The sequence below is a fragment of the Colwellia sp. MB3u-8 genome (genome assembly GCF_014076985.1).
GTDB lineage: Bacteria > Pseudomonadota > Gammaproteobacteria > Enterobacterales > Alteromonadaceae > Cognaticolwellia.
Genome location: NZ_JACGVA010000065.1, coordinates 101,422 through 120,829, shown reverse-complemented (window position 1 = coordinate 120,829; position 19,408 = coordinate 101,422). Strand labels below are relative to the sequence as shown.

The 19,408-nt window shown below is 37.1% G+C and carries 17 protein-coding genes; 4 read left to right on the top strand and 13 right to left on the bottom strand.

Annotated elements, in window-relative coordinates; all coding sequences use genetic code 11:
* Nucleotides 1-107: 107 nt before the first annotated feature.
* From H4J54_RS11245 to H4J54_RS11200, 10 genes are all read right to left on the bottom strand, one after another.
* Nucleotides 108-485 carry a hypothetical protein gene (locus H4J54_RS11245; protein ID WP_182190965.1) on the bottom strand — a complete coding sequence of 126 codons (378 nt, stop codon included), beginning with the start codon at nucleotides 483-485 and terminating at the stop codon, nucleotides 108-110.
* 62 nt (nucleotides 486-547) lie between these two features.
* On the bottom strand, nucleotides 548-2,101 hold the full coding sequence (locus H4J54_RS11240) for a hypothetical protein (protein WP_182190964.1): 1,554 nt from the start codon (nucleotides 2,099-2,101) through the stop codon (nucleotides 548-550).
* Nucleotides 2,102-2,131: 30 nt separating this feature from the next.
* Complete coding sequence (locus H4J54_RS11235) at nucleotides 2,132-3,286, bottom strand: restriction endonuclease subunit S (protein ID WP_182190963.1); 1,155 nt, start codon at nucleotides 3,284-3,286, stop codon at nucleotides 2,132-2,134.
* Entirely contained in the window at nucleotides 3,283-4,911 is a 1,629-nt protein-coding gene (locus H4J54_RS11230) for a class I SAM-dependent DNA methyltransferase (protein ID WP_182190962.1), read from the bottom strand. Before H4J54_RS11230 ends, H4J54_RS11235 begins: the two co-directional genes overlap by 4 nt.
* Before the next feature lie 75 nt (nucleotides 4,912-4,986).
* Entirely contained in the window at nucleotides 4,987-5,295 is a 309-nt protein-coding gene (locus H4J54_RS11225) for a hypothetical protein (RefSeq protein WP_182190961.1), read from the bottom strand.
* A gap of 17 nt (nucleotides 5,296-5,312) precedes the next feature.
* Complete coding sequence (locus H4J54_RS11220) at nucleotides 5,313-6,464, bottom strand: hypothetical protein (protein WP_182190960.1); 1,152 nt, start codon at nucleotides 6,462-6,464, stop codon at nucleotides 5,313-5,315.
* Nucleotides 6,464-6,841: a hypothetical protein gene (locus tag H4J54_RS11215; RefSeq protein WP_182190959.1), complete on the bottom strand. Its 378-nt coding sequence runs from the start codon at nucleotides 6,839-6,841 to the stop codon at nucleotides 6,464-6,466. Before H4J54_RS11215 ends, H4J54_RS11220 begins: the two co-directional genes overlap by 1 nt.
* Before the next feature lie 16 nt (nucleotides 6,842-6,857).
* Nucleotides 6,858-7,061 carry a hypothetical protein gene (locus H4J54_RS11210; protein WP_182190958.1) on the bottom strand — a complete coding sequence of 68 codons (204 nt, stop codon included), beginning with the start codon at nucleotides 7,059-7,061 and terminating at the stop codon, nucleotides 6,858-6,860.
* A gap of 215 nt (nucleotides 7,062-7,276) precedes the next feature.
* Nucleotides 7,277-10,723 carry a DEAD/DEAH box helicase family protein gene (locus H4J54_RS11205; RefSeq protein ID WP_182190957.1) on the bottom strand — a complete coding sequence of 1,149 codons (3,447 nt, stop codon included), beginning with the start codon at nucleotides 10,721-10,723 and terminating at the stop codon, nucleotides 7,277-7,279.
* A gap of 60 nt (nucleotides 10,724-10,783) precedes the next feature.
* Nucleotides 10,784-12,283, bottom strand: coding sequence for a sigma-54-dependent Fis family transcriptional regulator (locus H4J54_RS11200; protein ID WP_182190956.1), 1,500 nt, complete (start codon nucleotides 12,281-12,283; stop codon nucleotides 10,784-10,786).
* Between the two features lie 272 nt (nucleotides 12,284-12,555).
* Here H4J54_RS11200 and H4J54_RS11195 point away from each other — a divergent pair, with 272 nt between their 5' ends.
* From H4J54_RS11195 to H4J54_RS11185, 3 genes are all read left to right on the top strand, one after another.
* Nucleotides 12,556-12,906, top strand: coding sequence for a hypothetical protein (locus H4J54_RS11195; RefSeq protein WP_182190955.1), 351 nt, complete (start codon nucleotides 12,556-12,558; stop codon nucleotides 12,904-12,906).
* A gap of 518 nt (nucleotides 12,907-13,424) precedes the next feature.
* Nucleotides 13,425-14,312, top strand: a complete 888-nt coding sequence (locus H4J54_RS11190; protein ID WP_182190954.1) for a hypothetical protein — start codon at nucleotides 13,425-13,427, stop codon at nucleotides 14,310-14,312.
* Nucleotides 14,313-14,527: 215 nt separating this feature from the next.
* Nucleotides 14,528-15,283 (top strand): hypothetical protein, encoded by a 756-nt coding sequence (locus tag H4J54_RS11185; RefSeq protein WP_182190953.1) that lies wholly within the window; start codon nucleotides 14,528-14,530, stop codon nucleotides 15,281-15,283.
* A 420-nt stretch (nucleotides 15,284-15,703) separates the two neighbouring features.
* Here the strand turns inward: H4J54_RS11185 and H4J54_RS11180 are convergent, their stop codons facing one another.
* Both H4J54_RS11180 and H4J54_RS11175 read right to left on the bottom strand, forming a co-directional pair.
* Nucleotides 15,704-15,958: a hypothetical protein gene (locus H4J54_RS11180; RefSeq protein ID WP_182190952.1), complete on the bottom strand. Its 255-nt coding sequence runs from the start codon at nucleotides 15,956-15,958 to the stop codon at nucleotides 15,704-15,706.
* 463 nt (nucleotides 15,959-16,421) lie between these two features.
* Complete coding sequence (locus H4J54_RS11175) at nucleotides 16,422-16,607, bottom strand: hypothetical protein (RefSeq protein ID WP_182190951.1); 186 nt, start codon at nucleotides 16,605-16,607, stop codon at nucleotides 16,422-16,424.
* A 110-nt stretch (nucleotides 16,608-16,717) separates the two neighbouring features.
* Between H4J54_RS11175 and H4J54_RS11170 the strand changes: the two genes are divergently transcribed.
* Nucleotides 16,718-17,695 carry a hypothetical protein gene (locus tag H4J54_RS11170; protein ID WP_182190950.1) on the top strand — a complete coding sequence of 326 codons (978 nt, stop codon included), beginning with the start codon at nucleotides 16,718-16,720 and terminating at the stop codon, nucleotides 17,693-17,695.
* Nucleotides 17,696-18,411: 716 nt separating this feature from the next.
* Here the strand turns inward: H4J54_RS11170 and H4J54_RS11165 are convergent.
* The gene (locus tag H4J54_RS11165; protein ID WP_182190949.1) at nucleotides 18,412-19,344 is read right to left on the bottom strand and encodes a leucine-rich repeat domain-containing protein; all 933 of its coding nucleotides are present in this window, start codon (nucleotides 19,342-19,344) and stop codon (nucleotides 18,412-18,414) included.
* Nucleotides 19,345-19,408 lie beyond the last annotated feature (64 nt).

Sequence of the window (19,408 nt, the reverse complement as noted above, 5' to 3'; positions counted from 1 at the left end):
TGAGCTTAGTTAATATTGCTGCTTTAAACTGACTTGAATATCTTTGATAATCCACTATCTTTGACTTACCGCACCCTGTTTATTTATAAAATTAATTGAGGCGACAACTATCCTGACACAGGGGGCTTTGTCGCCTCTAACTCTCTTTGTTCTATGGACGCAGGTGAAATATTTAAGGAAGCACTTTCTTGATTTTTATTGTTTTGGGTAGATGTTTTTTTTAAATTTATTATTTCATTATTCGCGGAATCTAATTGCTTTTTTAATAACTCATTTCTATTAGTTAATAACGCAACTCCCTCTACAGAACTTCTAACTTGTGCCTTTAATGTAAGTAGCTCAGATTCAAGTTGAGTATATTTGCCCATAAGCTCGGTTTTAGCTTTGAATAGCTGATTAACTCCTTCTTCGCTCAACCTAATTTTTAATTCACGAATGGCCTGACTTTGTTCCGCTATTATTTTTTTGTATCTATTAAAAAACATTTATGAATTCCTTATTAAACGTTATACAAAGCACTTTATAAAAATATCAAAAGCATTAACTACTAACACTTGTATGCCTCTATCACTTGCTTTAACTGCTCTAATAGCTTTATACACTCTCGCCTGGTGACCTTGCCTTGATTTTGAAAGTAGTTCCTAGGGTGGATGAGGTTACGCATTACACGTATGTTGTGGGCGGCATTTACAGTTTCATAATCTAATTCGCCTAATTTTTTAAGCAAGGTAATGCCTTTGCTTAAGGTCATTTCGGCATCATCTCGGTAATAGTCGTGCTTTTCGGTTTCTGATAACCAATCGAGAATAATGGCTTCTAAAATGGAGCCACAAATAACCATAGACGATTTATATAAGCCTTTATCAATGCAGACTTTTAGCTCCTTCAAATCATCCTTTATTAACTTTTCAATAATGGCTCGTTTTGAAATGCGCAGTTTATCTAGCTCTTCGAGTAGAAAACTGTCTTGTAAACGCCCCTTATCTTTTATGCCTAACATTAAACGGTTTATTTTATCTATGTCGGTTTCTGGTGCTTGTAGTTGTTGATATAGCTCATCACTTTTTGCCAAAATATCGTCATCAGGTAATAATATTGGTAGTTGTCTAAAATCTTTAATATTTAAGCGTGGCATTACACTGCCTACTGCCATTTTTAATGAGTATTTTTTTGCGCATTCACTTTGTAGGTATAAGCATAGGTATTGAGCTGACAGTTTTGGATTGGCATTAAGACGAATAAGGTAATTATGCGCGGGGGCAAAAACTCCGGCTAGCTCAGCGTTAACTAAATACACCTTCGAACCGTTAGGTGTAATGATGATATCGCCTTCAACCAATACTTGATTAGTTGCGTCACCGTCAATTATGGGTAATTGCTTAGGTATAACTCCACTACTAGGCAGTAACGACCATTTAAACACTTTATTTTGTGCTAATTCACCTCCCTTAACAGGGTTTATATTTTTGACTTCCGCTAAGCTTGCTAGTGCTTCAAATTTGGCTTTTTTATATCGACTGATATCTATTTGATTATCAGGATGATAAAACGAGACTTGCAAGCGAGTTGTGTCTAGTTCTTTGGCAGGTACTTTAAAGGTTTTAAATTGTTGTGCTTGTTGGTTGTTGGAATATTCACCAAAAAGCTCGCTCTCAATATGAGTTAAAAATTGTTTAAAGATATCTGAATAGACAATATCAGGTAACTGCCCTGACTTATCAGCTTTCGGGGTTAATTTGCTATCAACAGGCTTGAGTGTTTTAGCTGTCGCACCTGTTGAAAATTCAGCCATCAGCACATCATTTACCTGCTCTGTACCTAAGACCAGCAAGCTAAATGAAATAGCAGTAATAGGTGACCAAATAGTGCCAACATCAATTACGGCAAGTAATGCATATTGCTGAAACAATGGTTCAAGCTGTCGTTTATGTTGGCTACTCGTTAACCAAAGTGCTGGCACAACTACAGTTTGTACATCTTCGCTTTGACCTTTCTCATGAGGTGTTAACGCATAATCAAGATAATCCCTGATGTTATTTTCATCTTGTGGGTTAATGCCTAATAACTGGCGTTCTTCAATGGCATTAAGTAGTAGTGACATAAAACATCCTTGTTTTGCTTTGCATTTTATTTAAAGTTCGCCAGCGAAGGCTTTTTGGCTGAGAGAGTTGAATAATTCATCCAACCTCTTGATTGAAAGCTTTATTTTTTTTATTTTCATACGAATATTTGAAGTTTTATTAACAAAGTCATTCTGAATTTCCATACAGGGGACTGGAAGTATAAATTTTTTAATCTCTATTAAGTGTAAATCCGGTACGCCCGCCCCTTTTATTGAACGATCCGCTTGTCTCTTCAATGCAGACGTTGCCAAAACCTCTTTTAAAAAATAAGGGTTAATTTTACTATGATCTGGTTTTAGGAGTGCAACACTAACATAAAGGCTAAAGTCCTTTTTAACGTCTATTATTGTAGGTCTACCGTATGTCGCCCCTATTTTTGTATATAAGATGTCTAAGTACTCAGGGTTACAACGTCTAATATACTTTTCATGAGCTTCTTTGGATATAAACTTTGTATTATCAAATTTTAGCTCACCTGTTGTTATGTCTTTCACTGAAATAAATGGGATTCCACTTTCTAAATATTCAGGTTTAAAGTGGACTCCATCAGTTACTTTTGTTACCACATCACTAATTTTTTTTATTTCCCACCCTTTAGGGTTAGTAACAGGATCGCCGAACATGTCTAGGAAGACGCTGCGGAGGAAGTCGTCGGCGAGTTGGATGGCTTGTTGGCGTTTGCAGCGGATGGCATCGGCTTTATCTAAAATCGCGGCAATGCGTTTTTGCTCGTCTAGTGGTGGTAGTGGGATTTCTACAGCCTCAAGTTTCCCTTTTGTGATATGCTTTAATCCAACACCACCATGAGCCTGATCAATAATGTAATTTAGTTGAGAGTTAATGGCATATCTTAGATAATCTTTGCTTATCTTATTTTCATCAACATCAACTCTAAAAATATGTTGATTTAGAACTCCAAAACCACGATTCCAAAAAAAAGCACCAAACGAAGTTCCTGGAGTACCTGACCAGGAAAAAAGTAAATCTCCAGTATTAATATGAAATCTTTCTTCAACTGAAAAGTTACAATAGTTGAATGGTTTAGATTCATTATTGAGGTTTTGTATTCTAACAATAGGATCACCTTTTTCAGACCAGTCTGAAGGTTTAAAGGCTCTTCCATTTTGTAGTTTACAAATTGAACCGAAAGGAACTAACTTCATTTAAGCATGCCCTCCAACGCTTTTAAGTCGATCATGATTTCATTTTCTAAATCCACTAACTTACTTAAAATCACCTTAGGCGCTTCATAGACTTCTTCTTCATAGACCACTTCTTTATAACGATTAATCGATAAGTCGTATTTGTTGCCAATAATCTCAGCTTTACTGACCCAAAACGCTTGTTGGGTTTTATCGTTGTGCTCACTGGTTGCCATCGTTTTATCGCGGGCTTTAAACTCAGCCACTAGGCTGGGTAAGTCGTTGGCTTTAATGGGCGTGCGTTTATCGTCGAGTGAGAAACCATCAGCTTTTACGTCATAAAACCAAACATGGTCGGTGCTGCCGCCTTTAGTGAAGATTAGAATGGCGGTAGATACACCCGCATAGGGTTTAAAAACGCCGCTTGGCAAGGAAATAACCGCTTCAAGCTGATTATTATCTACCAATAATTGGCGCAGTTGGACATGGGCTTTAGATGAGCCAAATAATACCCCATCAGGCACGATAGTCGCTGAACGGCCACCTACTTGTAACATGCGCTCTATCAGCGCGACAAATAACAACTCAGTTTTTTTAGTTTTTACTTTACGCAATAGCTCTGGGCAGACGTCTTCTTCGTCTAATGTGCCTTTGAACGGCGGATTAGCGAGAATAATTTGCATGCCGCCGTTGGCTTCATTAGGGAAGTTTTCGCTAAAACGCTGACTTAAAGTATCTTGATAATGAATGTCGGGTTGCTTAATGCCGTGCATCACTAAGTTCATTGCGGCTACCCGTAACATGGTGGCGTCAAAGTCAAAACCGTGGAACATATCGGTATCAATGTGTGCTCGCGCTTCAGGTTCAATTAGGTCACCTGAATAGAGGATGTTTTCAACTTGTTTGCCGTATATATCAAGTAACGGCTGGCCCTTGTCTTCATCAGCGCCATTACCTCTGCCGTCGCCATCGGTAATAAAAATAGGCTCACGTTCAATGCCCTCTTTTGAGGTGTATTTTTCCAGCAAGTATTCGTATGAAACAGATAAAAAGCCACCGGTACCGGTTGATGGGTCGCAAATACGGCTGGTTAAGTCTGGGTCCATTATTTCGACCATAGCACGGATAATATGGCGCGGCGTTCTAAACTGGCCATTAATGCCTGCGGTGGTGAGTTTACTTAATAAGTACTCGTATAAATCACCTTTAGTATCGCTATTATCTAGCGGTAAGTCGTTAACCATTTCAACCGCTTTTACAAGCAAGCTTTGCTTTTGGATCATCAACTGCGCGTCTTTCATAAACTCGCTAAATATTGAACCTTCATTCTCTTCTGTAACCGAATCACTTGAGCTTGAGGCGAAGAACGGAAACAACTCGTCTTTTACGGTTTTATAAAGCTCTTCAGCGCCTAAATGGCGAATATTTTGCCAGCGTAAGTGTTGCTGTTGTTGGTTAAAGCGGTGGCTAAAGGGTTTATTGGTGCGAGCACTGCGTTTTTCATCCGCTTGCTCGTTCATATCCAACATGCGGGCATACATTAAGAAGGTAATTTGCTCAATTACCGTTAACGGGTTGGTAATACCGCCTGTCCAGAATTCTTCCCAAAGTTTGTCGATTTTGCTTTTTAATGGACCTGTGATCATGTGGTTCTCTTATGTATGAAAGTATTATGTAAATGTAAATATAAATGTAAATGTTGTGTTGGTGATCTCAAAAAACTATGAGCCCCACACAATGCTAAAGCTTTTGTCTGATACTTTTCTAATACCGTCAAATCCATACGTACGTCCAGTATCATCTTCCAGATCGTTGACCAAGGCGTCTAATTTAACAAAAAAATCAGCTAATTCTGCTAAGGTGATATTTTCTTTTTCACTTCCCAATACAGTTATATCTTCACCTTTTTCACTATCATCCATATCAATGTTATGACTGTATATGCCCGTATCAATTTTTATAGGTCCGTTATTACCTACGATACCTTTTGCCATTGTTAAGATTTCTGCTGCTGCAAATAAATCACTCATGGTTTTAATCCTTTTATTTAAATGTCGTTTCTTAAGCCAATAGCTACTGGCAAAAATGGAATGTTGTTGTCGGTATAGTTAAAAAACTTTACGGTTAGTTGCTTGCCAATAGCATGGTCTTTTTCTAACCATGCCTGGTGTTTTTCTTGAAGTGTGCCTGAGGCGACACAGTTGAACTTTTCGCCTTGTAAAGTTTCACATACGTAAATGGGAAGTTCGTAGGTGTTGCCATTGCGGGTAACGGTTTTGCCTTGTGCTATGTCAATAACGGTAAACTCAGCATCTTGAAAGTCTTTTTTCTTGATTAACGACTTAGAGCGCTTACCATCTTCATAGCCTGTATCAGACCAGCGCAACATAGTACCCTCAAAACCTGATGCTAGGTTTTCACTATGAAATAAGTCCAGTTCGACATTGGTAGTTAACTCTTTAGTGTCAACGATAGAAATTGATTCGTTGTTAGCGTTTAACAGGTTGTTAAGGTAATTCAACCGTTGTGGATAAGGCTGGTTGGTTTCAATGGTGTCGTATAGGTAATATTTAAGTTGCTCAGTTTGTGGCTGCTGTTTTTTAACCAATGAACTTATTGTTTGTAACGACTCTCCATGCAGGTAAATTTCACCGTCAAGCGTTGCACCATTCCAAATATTATTATCAAAAAGTTTTTGCAGCTCATTTTTAATGTGAGGTAACTCAACTGTTTTACCTTGCCTTGAATATAATACGGCTTGTTTGTCTTTTACCGTAGCTAACAGCCGGTGACCGTCTAGCTTTGGCGAGCAAAGTAAAGGGAACTGCCAGTTTTTCACTTTATCAAGTGTTTGCGCCAGCATGGGTTTTAAAAACCCTAAACTGTTAGTAACCTGCTCTTCACCTGTAGGAATGTCAGTTAAATAACCTTTTTTGATTTTTTTATCTGCGGTAGCTTGTGCATTTAAAATGGCTTGCTCGGTTACGCTTGTTTCATTGGCTTTACCAATATTTTTGCCCTTATCTATCGTTGTTACAGACTCAACGCCTTTACCACCCAAGACTTTAATTTGCGTAGTAATTATATTGGCACTTACTACTGCACTCTCTGCATCATTTTCTGTAACTTGGATTTGCCAACTACCCACTGATTTATTGGCATTGATTCGGTAAATGGTTTGTTCAAATATAACTTTCACTATACTCCTCCCCAAAAGACTAGGTTGCCTTCCATATCGAAAAGAAACTCTCCAACTTCACAGTAGTCGAGATATTCACTATCTTTAATAGTGAATACAGGCTGCTCTTTCAGTTTTTCTAATAGGTATTGATAAAACTTAATATCTTTATCTGATAGTGCGTTTATCACATCTATATTTTTTTGAGTGAGTTGCTTCTTAATTTGTTCGATATCTTCATTTGAATAATCACTATCACGTAACTTTTTCATATTAGATTCAGTAAAAAGTTTTTCGCATTCAGCATCACCATCTTGTCTAACGTCCATATACTTAATATCAAATTCTGAAATTGATTTAGTTATATTTGCGATTAATGTCTTTTTATAATCTTCCATAATCTTTCTCTTTATTTTAAATTAAGGAGTTATCTAACTGACTTGATGTAATTTTTTTATCTATGTTGTGACAGTCTGGATACTCTTGCAGTAGTATGCCTTCGACAAAGTTTTCTATTGCCTCATTTGCTTTTGCTTGAGTTGAGAATGCTCCAAGCATTTGACTAAAAGTTGACCCTTCTTCATTTTGAAAATTTACTGTCGCTATAAATATATTCATGACTATCCTTTATAATTTTGTTATTTGTTATTTGTTATTTGTTTATAGCAAAACCCAGACCAAAAAATAATCACTTAAAAAACAAGAAGATAAATAAATAGCGAAATTCAGAGAAGTAAAAAAATAAACAATAGAGTAATTATTGTTACTTTATTGAACATTGTTTTACTTATTTAAATATATCGTCCTTTCAAACATCAAAATATTTTATCGCTTTAATATGAACGAATTTCTTTTTCAATAAAGGACATTTTGTCACCTAATTCAATACTAAACTGTTGTAAAAAGTCAGCAATAACATCTGCTTGTTGATCGCTAAAAATACCCTCAAGACCTGCGTCATGAACTTGGGTAAAAGGCGCTTCGTATAGTTGCTCAATTTGAATTGAACCATAACGAATGAGATGATTTTTTAACATACTAATAAAGCGTTGTTGTTTGGCATTAACATGAGTATGAATTTCTTGTACAAATTGGGTAAAGCTTTGTTCAATGGCGGCTTTGTCCATACCGACAATGGTGCGTAATATTTTGTCTAATGTGGCGGTTGATTCAGGAAAAAACTCTTTTAGGGTATTTAAATCAACATTCGGGTTTTGGGTATGCACCAGTGAGTTTAACTGAGCTAAGTCGTCGGGTGTCACAGCAATACCGGCGCGTATTTTTTGTAAAACTACGTCTTGTTCAAATAATGGCGATAATGTTTTTTCTACTTCTTGACGGAAATTTTGGTAGTCGATGGAGATGATTTTAGTTAGGCGATCGGCTTCATGAATTTCACTTGCCTCTTCGGTAATGTCAATCACGTAATCAATCGGTGGTGGCTTTATGGCTTTTTCACGCAAATGAATAATACTGCGCAATGCCAAGCGACTTTGCTCTAGTGAAGCAAATGAAAGGTTTTGCCAGTAGGTTTGTGTTTGAATTTTGGCAATGTCACTCGCTTTAGCACGCACTTCGTTAAGGTGCATTTGCAGCGTTTCAACCTTGTTCATCATACTTTGTTTGGCTAAATCGATTTGGCTTGGGTCGGTGTATACCAAGGTTTGAATTATGCCTATTTCATTATCAAGTTTGTAAGCTTCACTTTGCCCCATGATGTTGCGCCATTGCATGAGTGGCGCTAAATGCTCAAATAAGTTTGCTTTGGTTTGCGGGGCGAATTGGTTGAGTGTTTTCTCGTCTTTACAGGTTTCAACCACTTGCCAATTATCTCGCACGGCAATGGTATTCATATCAAGTGCGCAAACATCTTGCTGAATGAGTTTTATCACTTCATCAAAAGTGGCTACGTCTGCTTTTTTAAGGGTGGTTTCAGCCAGTAATAAGCGTGTTTCAAATAGCTTTTGAGTCAGCGATTTACTTTGTTGAACATCTTCTTGTTCTGGGTCCATGTCGAAGTAGTCAAAGTTTTCCCAGTGATCAAAAATTAAGAAGTGGGTTTTGTCTTTGCCTTTACCATAGAGGTCTTTACATAACCGTGTACCACGGCCAATCATTTGCCAAAACTTTACTTTTGATTTAATCGGCTTGGCAAATACCAGGTTTACACATTCGGGTACATCAATACCGGTATCAAGCATATCTACTGATATGGCAATACGAACACTGTTTTCTGCTGATGATTTGAAATCGTCAATCAGCTCTTCTGCGCGTTCATATTTAGAGTGAATAACGCGACAGAAATTACTCCCCAATTGCGGGTACATTTGGGCAAACAATTCCGCCAATAATTCAGCATGCGCGATTCGCCTCGCAAAGATGATAGTTTTACCAGGTAACTGGCCATCGACATCGCGTATGCCTTTTTCCATGAGATTTCGCAGGATAAGGCGGTTTGTGCCTTTGTTTTTAACGCTATCGTCTACTTGTTTAGCTTCAAAGTCTAGCTCATTCGCGTCAACTCCTTGCTCTTCAAGTTGAGCGATTTGCTCATCGGTAAGGTTATCTTTTTTAATACCTTCACGTAAAAACTTGGTGGTAAAACTAACGATTTTATAAGGCACTAAATTACCTTCTTCAATCGCTTTTTCTAAGGGATAATTCGCCGTTGGCAGTTTGAAGTCACAACCGAATAGCTGACAAGTAGAGCGCGAAACCATTTCAATGGGTGTAGCAGTTAAGCCAATTTCTAACGCGTCGAAGTATTTAAAAATATCACCATAAATATTGTAAATAGAGCGATGCGATTCATCGGCGACGATTAAATCAAAATAACCCACGTCATACTTTTGGTAAATACTCATCATGCCTGGATACGTGGCAATGAATACACGTGAGTTATTCGCTAAGGTTTTTTTAGTTTTACCCACAATGTAAAGTGGCTCATTGGTAAATTCGTTAAAGGCATTACCTGCCTGTTTACGTAGTTCTTTACGGTCACACAAAAACAATACGCGTTTTGCCCAACCCGCATCGAGTAATCGTTTAGCAAGCGCAATAGATACCCGCGTTTTACCTGTGCCTGTTGCTTGAACGATAAGCGATTTACGATGTTTATCTGAGAAACGTTCACACACTCGGGTGATCGTTTCCATTTGGTATAGGCGACCAGCAACGTTTGTATCGATGGGTGTTTGGTTTAAATCTTTTTTAAGGCTTCGCTGTTTAATAAGGTATTGCAGTGAGTCTTTTGAATAGTAGCCATAGAGTTTTCGACTGTTGTAGCCTTGAGCATCGTCTAAAATACGGATGTCGTAACCATTAGAGTAAAAAATTACCGGACGTTGGCTGTGTTCTTTTTCAAGCGCATCGGCATAAAGCTTGGCTTGTTCTCGGCCTTTTTCTACTGACTCACGCGTGCGTTTGGCTTCTATCACCGCGAGTGGTTTGCCATCATCATCATCCCACAGTACATAATCAACATAGCCAATACCTGTGGCGGTTGGTTGGTCTGACACTTGTACTTCTTTGCCGACCTCTTCAGTACTTGATTGATCAAGCGATACATTCCAGCCTGCACTGCGTAAGTCCATATCTATGATGCGAGCGCGGGTTTCAGCTTCGTTAAAGTTAAAACTTGAGGTGATTTGTTTATTGCGGCCTTTAACTTCAGTTACTTTCGCTTGGTTGATAGTTTGCTTAAGTTTTGCTGCTTCTATTTGAACTTGTTTTTGTGCTTTTTCAGATGCGGCTAATTCGTCTAGTGCTTTTTTCAGGCGTGCTTCATTTTCAGCGAGTTGCTGTGCAAGTTGTTTGTTCTTTTTAGTGAATTCAGCGTCAGCCTGATCGACTGGCTGCTTTTGCTCTGGCGCTTTAAACTCGGGACAATCAGATTGCTTACCATTGTCGTAAGCCATAAATAGATAACAGGCAATAAAATAGCTTTCTTTGAGGATCCAAATCGCTTGCTGTTGATCAACCTGACCTTGGTGGGCAGCTTGGTTACCACTTTTACGAATAGCATGCAGTTTGTCGGTAATAATACCTGGCACTACACTGGTGAAATCGTCTGACGTGAGTTTATCGTAGATGGTGGAATTAGGGAAAACCGGCAGTTGTAGCTCTTTATAGAGATAACCCACAACTTGTTCAGCATAGCAGCGTAACTTTACCAGTGAGCTTTGTGGATCATCAATAGCATATTTTTCTGCGAATGCAGCAAGCTGATGTAACTGGGGCCACTTTTCTTTAATATGTTCAAAATTCATTGATTGCTTCATTCCTGATTGATTCCTTATCCATGTTTTGCAGCTATGATGCCAGTTAGCAATATTGAAATATTATATGTTTTCTAATCCTAGTTCTTTGATCCAATTTGTTAATACCTGATGACTTTTTAAATTTAGCATTTTAGCCGCTTTTGATTTGTTATTACCTGTAGCTTTTAACGCGGCCTCAATATATTTTTTTCTTTGTATATCAAGAATATCACTAATATTTACTTGTTGTCCAAGTGTTAAACTAATATTGCCTATCTCTTGGATGTTGGTACGAATAATTAACGCATCTTGAATGTCATTGTCTGTGATTGTTTCTTTATCAGACCATAGGAAGGCGCGGTTTAAAGTATTCCATAATTCTCTAATATTCCCTGGCCATGTTTGGAAAGAAATAAATTTTATTGCACTTTCGGAAATATTCTTACTTTTATAGTCAGGAAGCTTACTAGCAGCTAAGTTAATTTCATCAATTAATTCGAGTGTTAATGGTGAAATATCTTCAAGCCGATTTCTTAAAGCAGGTATTTCAACAATGCCTACCGCGAGTCGGTAAAATAAATCTTCTCTAAATTTATTCGTCTCAACTAATTGCATTAAATCTCGATGAGTTGCCGCGATAACACGCACATCAACATTAATGGTTTGCTCGCTTCCTACCTTGGTAATTTCGCCTTGTTGTAATGCCCGTAATAACTTTACTTGTGTCTCTGGCGTTAGTTCTCCCACTTCATCTAAAAATAAAGTTCCACCATCTGCTTGCTCAAATAGGCCTTTATGTTCTTTTTCTGCACCTGTGAACGCACCTTTAACATGGCCAAACAAAATGGAATCAACAAGGGTTTCGGGTAATGCACCACAATTAACTATCTTTAATGGTTTATCTGCTCTTAAGCTGCCAGCATGAATAGCGTTGGCTAACACTTCTTTACCTGTTCCGGTTTCACCTAGGATAAGCGTAGGTAATTCAGATGTTGAGAGTCGCTTAGCTTTCTTAATAGTGGCTTTCATGACTGATGAATTAGCTACAATATTACCAAATACTTTGTTGGCTTGAGGTTTAGCTACTGCTATTGAAGCTATATTTTTTGCTGCTGATTTTACGTAGGCTTTGCCAAAATCGACGGGGATATCTACCTCTAAAACATTATCATCTTTTGATGATTGTATAAAAAAAGTATTACTCTTTCCTTTGCCTACTAAGATAGAGGCAGCGGTCATTGCAGGTGAGCCAGACGTTAAATTAATATACAAATGTTCAGATTCTTCCGATAACTTTGAAAGCCACTTTTCGGTATGTTTAATTATTGTAGGGTAATCAATAGCTGTTGTAACATCAGCTCTGTAGACTTTAATATTATCTGAAGGGCGTTGAATCGTGCTTAAGCGCTTTCTAAGCCAGGTTTCATACTTATCCCAGCTTTCTTCCCATGTATTAGCAAATATAACAATACGATCAAAAGGTGTTTTGTTGAAAATAGCCAAACTTGAAATAGCGGCATTTTGCTCTTGCTTCATGTTCTCTATATCTCTATAGCCTAACCAGGTATATAAGGTATTCACAAGTAATGGTTTCTTATCAATTGGAGTGAGTAATTTATCTTACCTTAAATAATATTTATTACATCGCCTAATTTGCAAAAATTCAAAGTTAAGTATCTAGCTTTGCATTGAAGAGTTAAAACAGGTATTAATCGCTACTTATTTGTTCTTTATAATTAGTGTCTTAGCGTTTTTTTAATTTAATTTCAAATCTTTTTCATTTAAACAGAAACAATTTGTCTAGCTCAATCCTTTTTAACAGTAGTTATTAACCTAAACAAAAAGGAAAATCTATGAAACATGGCTACAACTGTTTAAACCCGAAATTTATTTTGCACTTGCTTGAATTTTTAAAATGCTTTTTTGAAGAGAAAGGAGACTCTATTATTGATGTTCACATATCAGAATGGGGTGTTACTAATGATTTTATTTTTAGTGAATATTTTTATCATTACTGTGAAGAATTGCTACCTTGCGAGAGGAAGGCGTTAATGTATATTACTAGAGCGATAATAAATGGCTCCGCCGAGGCATATAACGAGCTTATCGACGATGGATACTACGGTTATGAAGACTTTAGTAACCAAGATCTACTTGATGAATTACAGGAGCAAGCCATTAAGCTAGGTGCTAAGAAAAGGTGATTACTTAATAATCGGTAGTTGTAAACACCCTTGAATTAGGGTGTTTTTTATTACTGGCGCTACAACTGTATTTGATTTTTAGGTTATGGGCGCTTTGTGTGCATTGTTACAACGCTCACTACTCTATTAAGTAAAAATGGCAAAAACCATAAAGCAGCTTTCGTCAATGCCCGCAGATCGGCTCTAAGACGACATTAAGCTTTTCAGAATATTAGGTCAACAATTCGCACCATGAAGACGTTAGATGTTGTAATTTACATGTGGTTTTTGATGTTTATAGAAAAATAAATGTACGTGAACTGGATCATAATATCATTATAATTTCAAATATTACAGTCAGTTAACAGTACAGGTAAGTTTGATGAATTTATTTTAGTTTATTATGGATGGCTTGATAAGTTAAGCCTACGAATGACGCGCTGGCTAAATATTAATATATATATTAATAAAGTGGTTGACTATTTAGCATCTAATGCTAATCTATGTACAACCTAAACATTAACAATAATATTAACAAAATGGCTACCAATAAACTGATAAAGCATAAAGCATTAACCGATATTGATATTATAAAGGAAGCAAAAGAGCTTCAAAAATCTCATTTAATATTAGGCGATTGGATGATCAACGGTATTAGTCATGCGGACGAAAACACAAGTGAACCTGAAGAATTAATCCACTTACTCATCAGACAGCGAAATTTTGGAGTATTAGGGAAGCTAATCGAAGGTGAAATGTTATCCGATGATTTTGAAACGATAAAGGATTACTGTTTATTAGAGGAGTTGTACTCGACAAAACTACACTCAACATTTTTTCATCATGAAAATGCAATCATAGAAACCATCATGCTGGCCGCAAAAGCAAGATTAGAAATAGTAATGTCTGAAGGCGCTGATTTCAAAAAGATATATGACCTTGAAAACGATAACTTTGATATATCTGGAGAAATAGAACTAAACGAACTAGCCGCTATTGCAGATATGTCATTACAAAGCGTCCGAAATCATATATCCCAAGGTAAAGCGGGGTTTAATATCGAACAAAGACAAGGAAAATTCTATGTTTCTGTCGATGAAGCCAAACTTTGGTTAAAGCAACGAAATTCTTTTAAGCCAACAATCAACTTTATGGAAGTAGATTTTCGTGAACTTAAAGATGGAGTGTTACTAGTTCCCGTAGCTAAGGATGGAAGTTATTTCAACTCAGACTGTCGCATGGCAAAAGGCTATCAGGTAGGTGATAAAGGAAATGAAACTCACTTCAATGATTTTAATAGTGCCCGTGATCACTTAATGATGATGCCTCTTGCTAGATGGCGAAGACCAAATGCATCAAATAACTTTGGCATTGTTAGCGCGTCAGAGTGGAAATTTATACCAAAAGACAAAGTACTCACAAAATAAAGTCCATTTTAAAAGAAATTTTGATGGTATTAAGAGCAACAAAATTAGCTGGAGATTCACGCAGCTTTCTCAAACGTAAAATCAAAGCAGTCAAAAAATTAATTGGGCATTTGCAGTCAGAACACTTACCTTATTTTGTAATTAATAATGAGGTGCATCGCATTATAACGTGTGGACATTGCTCACAGCGAATCAAACGAAACTAAAGGATTATCATGGAAAACAAACAATTAGCTCTCTTCAAAAAAAACATAGAAAATTATACGGGTAAGTCTCCTTTTGATAGCTCGTTACTTATAGCTACTCAAGGTGATATTGACGTTTACTTTTCTCCATTTGAGTACGTCAATACTGAAGCTAAAATAGTGTTAGTCGGCATTTCACCTGGGGCAACTCAGGCTCACAATGCAAATGTTGCGGCACAAGCCTCTTTTGTGAAAGGTTTACCGGACGAGAAAGTGTCACAGCTGGCAAAAGAAACTGCTAGCTTCAGCGGTGCTCTTCGCAAGAACCTAATAGCAATGTTAGATGAAGTAGGAGTAAATACTCGTTTAGGTATAATAAGCTGCTCTTCGTTATTTGATGAGAACAAACACTTATTACATAGCACATCTATTTTTAGATACCCTACCTTACTTAAGGGTAAGCCAATTAGTACAGCAAAGAATGGACTTCGTCTGGACATTTTGAAAGATATGGTGACTTCTTGTTTCGACGATGAATGTAGACAACTTGATAGTAATGTTCTTTATATTCCTCTAGGGCAAGGAGTGGCAGACATTCTTTTGTCACTCCGCCAAAATGGGAAAATAAGAGAAGAAATGATACTTGCTGGTATGCCCCACCCGTCTGGTGCGAATGCTGAACGTATTAGTTATTTTTTAGGGCGTAAGGACAGGGAGAAACTTTCCACAAAAACCAACCCTGATAAAATAGATAATGCTAAAGCAGAATTATTAGCTAAAATTTAATCACGCTATACGCAAAAATATTTTTCAAAGTGTTTAAAACAAATGAGAACAGACACAAAAGCAATGGGGAAACGTCTCAATTAAAGGAAAATTGATGCTTACTCCCCCATTTAGTTAAAGCACCTATGGAATGCATTGATTACTAGATTTGTCACGATATTTACCCTATTGAACAACATTATTACCGTGTGAAATTTTGGCCTTTGTTAACGCAAGTGAGTCTCACTGAAAAGAAGTGAGGTCCCATCATAAAGCAATGTTTTAAGGCTACTAAGATTGCCTGGCCCTTTGGATTAACTGTCTTATCGGAACATGGTGAGCTTTCTTGTTCACTTCATTGTTGATTAAGCCCATTTCACTATAAGACGAAACTTTACCATTAGATGCGCCTGGCCTACCTCTCTCCATAAGAAACCAATATTACCAATCATCATTCATCGATGAGAAACTGTCATCGAAACTTGAGTCCATTGATGAATCAAAACTATCTGACGATGAATCAAAGCAACTTGAAGTAATAGAGTCGTCCATTTCACAATGCCCATAAAACTTGCCTTCGACATCAATTGTTGTTCCTGAAATCATAGGTGTGCCATCACAATTCACAGATGGTGTAATATCATCTGATTCAATAATTTCAGTACTCGACTCAAATAACCAACTGAATAATCCCATGTAAACCTCCAATTTAAATAAAAATATAAATCATTAACCTATTGAATATTAGCTCAATAAATGATAAAAAAGATGAATTCTTCGTTCGCGTACGCGACTAAAATTCTTCCTACGTGGTGTTTCCTTCTTTTCGGTTTTTATGTCTAATCATTAACCTTACAGCGCTCATTACTGGTTAATAATCACTCTACACAATTGGTTATGCTCCATTAATCGAAGAGTGCTTTTCAATTTGTATTAACAATACAAATAAACATAGACTTGCAACGCAAGTGACAAAACGCGGAATCTAGCAATAATGAAATTATTGATTGATGCAGCACGGCCATCAGCTCTGCTGATTCAAGTCAGTGAGTTTCGCCTTAGCGAAATTTCTCGATGTGCTGCAAGCAACATCGTGAAACCCATGCATCAAAGATGCACATAAATGAGGCGGTCTTTACGCGTCTTCGCGGCCGAAATCTTATGGCGAAATGGCTTGAATCAGCAGTCGCTGATGATGGCCGTTGCTATTTTCTACTAGGCGCGTAGCGACGTAAACTCGGCCACGACAACGTCGTGAATAGCCGAGTGTGTAGAAGATTGCAGTAACAAGGTTACAAACAACGAAGTTGTAATGCGTGCTGTAAGCTAAGCAAGGCGAAGCCATAACCTTATGCTAGGCATAAGGTTGAGTTTTTAGTGAGCAATTTGAAAAAATGTGAATAATTTCGCATGTGCTAAACCTTGTTAGTCTTAACAGTAACAAGGAGAAAAAATATGGGAAAGATAGACTTTTATCAAAAGCTCGGTACTCGATTCATCACCAAGAAGCCGAAATCAAATCCAACGCAAACAGGTTATGCACGCAAGATTTTCGTTTTATATGTCATCGGTAGATTTGGGTTTTCCAGCAAAATTGTATGCCAATACGCATTACAGTTACCCAGAGAAGCCATCAACAAACTGTTTCGAAAATTGATGATTGACGGTCTGATTAATGAGCGTAAAAGCTTTGGTAGTAAAGATGGTGCCGTTTATTATTTAAGTGCTAAGGGGAAACGATATATTAGCTTTGAAACTGAAGTAGTGTTTCATCAAAAAACCGATACCTCTGCACATAACAGCAAAACTGAAATTCATGATTTATCGATTCAAATATGCGTTCTGGACCGCTTACTTAACAGCACAGAATACAGCGCATTTGTCACAGAGAAGGAGCTCAGAGAAATGGGTTATGGCTCATGGGGAGAATTAAAGAAAGAAAGATCAGTGGATAGTCTCCTCTGCCATGCTGACACTAGACAATGGCACGCCGTAGAAATTGAAACCGCCAATTCTAAGAATAAAAAGACTGCTCAACATAGTATTCGTGAAGAAATCCTCAATAAATATGTAAATCAACTAGAAAGCACTTCAGGATTGTATTCGCGTATTTTGTTTTTCTCCCACCGCGAGCGATTTCTGAGACAAATAAAATCCAGAACGGAAGAAATATTAGCCGAGAACAAAGCAAATTATACAATAGAGCAACAATCACTGATTAATACTGAGCTCAAATACGTTAACTCATTCTGCCCTACTCTATACCAATTGTTTTGGGATATGGACTTTAAGTTGGAGCAATCAACCCACACCAACATTGAGATTGAAACGCTTAATTTATTACTGCAAAAGGTAAAGCTAAATGACGAATATTCTGATGAGTTTACAGCTGGATATGAGCAAGCGATTAGTGATATAAACTCGAACGTCTAGCTCTATGTAGCCTACCCCTATTAACCTCATAATTAAGATATTAATATTGTTAATGGTCGCTTACCGTCAGAGTAGGTTGGTCATTTTTAGTTTTCAAAAGTCAGAACGACAACTCAAAACTGTCATGTAGCCAACCGATTTAATTATACCTTGGATATCTTACAGATTAGCGTACCAATCAACCACCTTATTTAACGCATCTAGATTATCAATTTGAAGATAAAATACTTTTTGTAAAATATCTACTACCAGTGCCACCAAAATGCATTTAGCCTTGCCAGCCAATTACATTTTAGTTTGCCGCCATAAACTCTTTAAACGAACATGAAACCTAGATCAAAAAAGGATCACTTTGATACGATAGCAGGCCTTAATGAAACTTGTATTTTAATGATTGACTTGCTCTGAAAGCACAATGATTTTTATTAAATAAAGGTCAACTCTCTGATCATAAAGCAGACATGAACTTCATACTCCTAGGCGCTTTTGGGCACATTGTGCCATAAGTTTTAGGTAAATTGGGAAGGTTTGTAGATCATCATCTAGGCCGTGATGATCATTACATACAGCTAGTTCCATAATTCCATGAAGTCTATTTTCTCCATTAAGCTTTTGCCATGATGCTCTTTTAATTCGATTATCACTTCGAATGCATCACTTTTTACAAAGGATGCAGGTATATTATCTATCAAAATTTCAACACAACATTCAGTTTTTTAGACCGTTTCTGACTCCATAATCAAACCCTCTGGACACAGCTTTATCGGACCACTCGGATATTCAAGCCCATCGCAATATAGTTCTCTAAGGTTTTTTAAATTTTTTAATTGATATTTAAGATTATTCAGCCTGTTCCATTCATTCCAAAGTATTTCAGTATCATTTGAACCTGTTAGCCCCGTTAATTGAACTAGTCCATGATTTAGTGCTTCAAGTCCTTCCGTATCAAAACTAAGGTGCTTTTTATCGGTCCAGTCTTGGAAATCATTCTGGTATATGCAATCTATGAACAAAGAAATCTTATTCTGTTGTTCCCAGTCAACATCACAGTTAACTAGTCCCTTCAGATTATCTATGCAATTATCCAATACTGAAAACATATTCAAGTGGATCCATAACACTTCCAACTTGCACAAAGAAGCTAGTTCAGCATCAACAAACATAATCATGTTGTCATGCAAATAAAGCTTCTTCAAGTTATGAAGGTGACCGATGCTTTTGGGTACAATATCGATTCCGTTACCTGACAGGTCCAATACTTCTAAATTTACCAACTCAGATATCCAGCCTGGTATTTGTGTGATTTTATTAGGCCCATTAGCAACCTCATGAAAACAAGGTTGCAAACCGTCATGTTTTTTAGCAAATTTTAGATTTTTTAGTTTTGTTAAGTGCCGTATTTGAGAGGGTATTTCAAGACAGTTATGCCAGCTTAAGTTTAGCTCTTCTAGATTTAGTAATACATCTCTATCCCTTGGCAAGCCAGCCCAAAAGCCATAATCAATTAACTCTCTATTATCTTCTTCCCATAGGTCTTCGTAATATTCTAGTTCAGGAATATTGTTTTCGTCAGCCCATTGGTACAGCTCGCTTATCCAATGGGGTTCGGCTTTAACTAAAGCACTATTTTTAAATAGTTCTGACTCCATAAAACCTCCTTCATTTAATTTATTGCGACAAAGCTTAGACATGACTAAGTAAAAACTAGTATCT

Excerpts from the sequence above, each read along its gene's own strand:
- H4J54_RS11245 (WP_182190965.1), bottom strand. The coding sequence starts at position 485 with ATGTTTTTTAATAGATACAAAAAAATAATAGCGGAACAAAGTCAGGCC.
- H4J54_RS11240 (WP_182190964.1), bottom strand. The coding sequence starts at position 2,101 with ATGTCACTACTACTTAATGCCATTGAAGAACGCCAGTTATTAGGCATT.
- H4J54_RS11235 (WP_182190963.1), bottom strand. The coding sequence starts at position 3,286 with ATGAAGTTAGTTCCTTTCGGTTCAATTTGTAAACTACAAAATGGAAGA.
- H4J54_RS11230 (WP_182190962.1), bottom strand. The coding sequence starts at position 4,911 with ATGATCACAGGTCCATTAAAAAGCAAAATCGACAAACTTTGGGAAGAA.
- H4J54_RS11225 (WP_182190961.1), bottom strand. The coding sequence starts at position 5,295 with ATGAGTGATTTATTTGCAGCAGCAGAAATCTTAACAATGGCAAAAGGT.
- H4J54_RS11215 (WP_182190959.1), bottom strand. The coding sequence starts at position 6,841 with ATGGAAGATTATAAAAAGACATTAATCGCAAATATAACTAAATCAATT.
- H4J54_RS11210 (WP_182190958.1), bottom strand. The coding sequence starts at position 7,061 with ATGAATATATTTATAGCGACAGTAAATTTTCAAAATGAAGAAGGGTCA.
- H4J54_RS11205 (WP_182190957.1), bottom strand. The coding sequence starts at position 10,723 with ATGAAGCAATCAATGAATTTTGAACATATTAAAGAAAAGTGGCCCCAG.
- H4J54_RS11195 (WP_182190955.1), top strand. The coding sequence starts at position 12,556 with ATGAAACATGGCTACAACTGTTTAAACCCGAAATTTATTTTGCACTTG.
- H4J54_RS11190 (WP_182190954.1), top strand. The coding sequence starts at position 13,425 with ATGGCTACCAATAAACTGATAAAGCATAAAGCATTAACCGATATTGAT.
- H4J54_RS11185 (WP_182190953.1), top strand. The coding sequence starts at position 14,528 with ATGGAAAACAAACAATTAGCTCTCTTCAAAAAAAACATAGAAAATTAT.
- H4J54_RS11180 (WP_182190952.1), bottom strand. The coding sequence starts at position 15,958 with ATGGGATTATTCAGTTGGTTATTTGAGTCGAGTACTGAAATTATTGAA.
- H4J54_RS11175 (WP_182190951.1), bottom strand. The coding sequence starts at position 16,607 with ATGGCTTCGCCTTGCTTAGCTTACAGCACGCATTACAACTTCGTTGTT.
- H4J54_RS11170 (WP_182190950.1), top strand. The coding sequence starts at position 16,718 with ATGGGAAAGATAGACTTTTATCAAAAGCTCGGTACTCGATTCATCACC.
- H4J54_RS11165 (WP_182190949.1), bottom strand. The coding sequence starts at position 19,344 with ATGGAGTCAGAACTATTTAAAAATAGTGCTTTAGTTAAAGCCGAACCC.